Annotated in this window: 3 protein-coding genes; all 3 read left to right on the top strand. The window is 72.0% G+C overall.

Annotated features, from left to right (window positions below; all coding sequences use genetic code 11):
• The coding region (locus H5J29_RS24610) for an aldehyde dehydrogenase family protein (RefSeq protein ID WP_181783409.1) at positions 1 to 1260 on the top strand (1260 nt) is incomplete at its 5' end.
• A gap of 33 nt (positions 1261 to 1293) precedes the next feature.
• Positions 1294 to 2496, top strand: a complete 1203-nt coding sequence (locus H5J29_RS24605) for a CaiB/BaiF CoA transferase family protein (protein WP_181783408.1) — start codon at positions 1294 to 1296, stop codon at positions 2494 to 2496.
• Positions 2497 to 2904: 408 nt separating this feature from the next.
• Positions 2905 to 3808 (top strand): IS110 family transposase (locus H5J29_RS24600; protein ID WP_181783407.1); only part of this gene is annotated, 904 nt, incomplete at its 3' end.

Raw genomic sequence — 3808 nt, 5'->3', positions numbered from 1 at the left:
CGGGGCACCCCGGCCAAGCGCCGCGGCGAGATCCTCTGGGCGATCTCGGACCTCGTCCTGGCGCACGCCGACGAGCTCGCGCGGATCGAGGTGCTGGACAACGGCATGCCGATCGCGATGGCCCGCGGCCTGCTCGACGGGGTCGTCGAGGGGTTCCGCTACTTCGCGGGGGCCTGCACGCGGCTGCACGGCCGCACCGCCGACATGGGCGAGGACCTCGAGTACCACGCCTTCGCCGTGAGCGAGCCGGTCGGCGTAGCCGGTCTCGTGGTCCCGTGGAACGGCCCGCTCGCCAGCCTCGGCAACAAGCTGGCCCCCGCCCTGGCGGCGGGGTGCAGCGTGGTCGTCAAACCCGCGGAGCAGACATCGCTGAGCACCCTGCGGCTCGCCGAGCTCGTGCTGGAGGCCGGCGTCCCGCCCGGCGTCGTCAACGTGGTCACCGGGACCGGCCCGGCGGCGGGTGCCGCCCTGGTCCACCACGACGACGTCGACAAGATCTCCTTCACCGGCTCGCTCGAGGTCGGGCGTGGCATCGTGGCGGCCTCGGCGGGCAACCTCAAGCGCGTCACGCTGGAGCTGGGCGGGAAGTCTCCGGTCTTCGTGTTCGACGACGCCGACCTCGACGCCGCCGTCCCCGTCGTCGGGGCGGGGATCTTCGCGAACAGCGGGCAGGTGTGCTTCGCGGGATCGCGGGTGTACGCCCAGCCGGGGATCGTCGACGACCTGGTGGCGGGCCTCGTCGAGCACGCGAAGGGCCTGCGGGTCGGCAACGGTCTCGACGCCGGGACCCAGATCGGCCCGCTGATCTCGGAGCGACAGCGCGCCCGGGTCCTGGACTACGTCGCGAGCGGGCTCGCCGAAGGCGGTGAGGTCGTCACCGGTGGCGTCGCGTCGGGAGGGGTCGGCTACTTCGTCGAGCCGACGATCTTCACCGGGACCCGCGCGGATATGCGGATCGTCCGCGAGGAGATCTTCGGCCCCGTGCTCACCGTCATGCCGTTCGGCGGGCTCGACGAGCTTCCCGGGATCGGCAACGCCGGTCCGTACGGCCTCGGCGCCGGCTTGTTCACCCGCGACCTCGGCGTGGCCCACCGCGCCGTGCGGCTGCTCGACGCGGGCAACGTCTGGGTCAACTGCTACGGCCGCCGCGACCGCTCGCTGCCGTTCGGCGGGTTCAAGCAGTCGGGGTGGGGCCGCGAGAACGGTCCCGAAGGGCTCGACGCCTATCTGGAGAAGAAGTCCGTCTACCTGCACCTCTGACGGGCGAGCACGCCCCCTGAGAACGGAGACACCATGGACAGCGCCGAACCGCACCTGCCCCTAGCCGGGGTCCGCGTCCTCGACGCCTCGACGGTCATCGCCGCGCCGCTGGCCGCGATGCTACTCGGCGACCTCGGGGCCGAGGTGATCAAGATCGAGCACCCGACACACGGCGACCCCGCGCGACACCACGGCTACGACCGGGACGGCGTGCCGCTGTGGTGGCTCATGTTGGGGCGCAACAAGAAGAGCGTGACTCTCTACCTCGGCAGCGAGGAGGGCCAGGAGATCTTCCGGAGCCTGGCCGCGACCGCGGACGTCGTCGTCGAGAACTTCCGTCCGGGCACGATGGAACGGTGGGGGCTCGGCTACGAACAGCTCGCCGCGGAGAACCCCGGCCTCGTCGTGGCGCACGTCAGCGGCTTCGGCCGCCGCGGCCCGCTGGTGGACGACCCGGGCTTCGGCACCATGGGCGAGACCATGTCCGGCTTCGCCTTCCGCAACGGCGACCCCACGTCGGAGCCCCACCTGCCGCCGTTCGGGCTCGCCGACGGCGTCACGGGCATCGCGACAGCCCTGGGGATCATGACGGCGCTCTTCGAGCGGTCCGCCAGCGGCCGCGGGCAGGAGGTCGACCTCTCCATCATCGAGCCGCTGCTGACGCTGCTCGAGCCCCAGCTCGTGACCCAGGACCAGCTCGGCCGCACCCTCCACCGCACCGGGAACCAGGCCGAGATGAACGCCCCGCGTGGCATGTACCGGACCAAGGACGAGGCCTGGGTCGCCCTCTCGGCCAGCACCGCCGGCACCGCGACCAGTGTGGTCCGTCTGATGGGCGCGCCCGAGCTCGCCGAGGAGCCGTGGTTCGCGCACGCGAGCGGACGCCGCGCCCACACCGACACGATCGACGCCGCGATCGTGCCCTGGTTCGCCGCGCGCACGGCCGAGCAGGCGGTCGCCGACTGCAGGGCCGCGGGCGTGCCCGTCGCGCCGGTCCACTCGGCGGCCGACATCCTGCAGGACCCTCAGTACGAGGCGATCGGGTCCATCGGGACCTTCGACCATCCCGTCCTCGGCCCCGTCCGGATGCCCGACGTGATGTTCCGGCTGTCCCGCACGCCCGGCGCCGTCCGCTGGCTGGGCACCGAGCTCGGACGGGACACCGACGAGGTGCTCACCGGGCTCGGCGTCACGACCGAACGGCTGGCGCGGCTGCGGGCGGCGAAGGTCGTCTGACCGCGCCTCCCGGGCGGGTGCGGCGACCTCGCCGGGTGTGTCTCACGTCGGGGTGAGGTGTCCGCCGACACCTCGATCCGCAGGCCACGGTCGGTATCCGACAGGTCGCCTGGATCCCGTCGTCGTCACCGCGCCCTCGTTCACACCGGGCAGACCCGCTCACTGGTGCACCTTCCTTGTGTCCGGGCCGGCTGAGATGGTTCGGATGCACCACTGGTGGCCACCGGGTGATCGCCCTGCTCGCTTGACCTTCGAAGGTCCACTGTGAGTTCTGCGGGGCCCGGTGGTCCCCGCCACGCCGACCGGCGACAGGGCTGCGCGCCGACGAGCGCCGATCAGTGAGCGACCGGCTGTCGTGTCGGGAACCACCGGGTGCCTACCTGCTGCGGCAACAGACAGGAGGCAACGATGAGTGTCGCGCCGAAGACCCCTCCCTCGCGACCCGCCGAGCACAGCCGCCCGAGCACACCTACCCCGACCAGCGGAATCGACTGGGCCAGCACCGACCACGCCGTCGCCGTCGTCGCTCCCGACGGCACCGCCATGGAGCGGTTCACCGTCACCCACACCCGCCCCGGCCTGCGCGGGCTGTGCCGGCGCCTGCGTCGAGCCGGTGTCACCGAGGTCGGGATCGAACGCGGCGACGGCCCGGTGGTCGAAACACTGCTCGCCGCCGGGTTCACCGTGTTCGTCATCCCACCGCTGCAGGTGAAGAACCTGCGCGGCCGCTACGGCTCGGCAGGCAACAAAGACGACCGGTTCGACGCCTACGTCCTGGCCGACACCGTGCGCACCGACCGACACCGCCTGCGCCCACTGACCCTCGACACCCCGGCCACGATCACCCTGCGCGCGACCTGCCGGGCCCGCAAAGACCTCGTCACCCACCGGATCGCACTGGCCAACCAGCTGCGCGCCCACCTCGCCGTCGCCTTCCCCGGTGCGGTCGGCCTGTTCTCCGACATCGACTCCAAGATCAGCCTGAGGTTCCTGCGGCGCTTCCCCGACCAACAACGCGCGGGACTGCCCAGGGTCTGGCTCTCGGCCAAGCGACTCGCCGCCTGGCTGCACAGCGTCGGCTACAGCGGCCATACCAGCGCCGACACCCTCCACCAACGCCTCGCCGACGCACCCCACGGCCTGACCGGTGACGGCGGTGCCCGAGCTCAGATCACCCTCGCCCTGATCACCGCGCTCGAGGCGATCACCGCCCAGATCCAGGTCCTGGCCGACCAGATCGAGGAACAACTCGCCCTGCACCCCGACGCCGAGATCTTCAGGGCAGCTCCGCCAGGGTCTCGACGGCCTCCCG

Source organism: Pseudonocardia pini (assembly GCF_013870575.1).
GTDB classification, from domain to species: domain Bacteria; phylum Actinomycetota; class Actinomycetes; order Mycobacteriales; family Pseudonocardiaceae; genus Pseudonocardia; species Pseudonocardia pini.
Note: the sequence above shows the minus strand (reverse complement) of the source record. Positions and strands in the feature narration are given on the sequence as shown.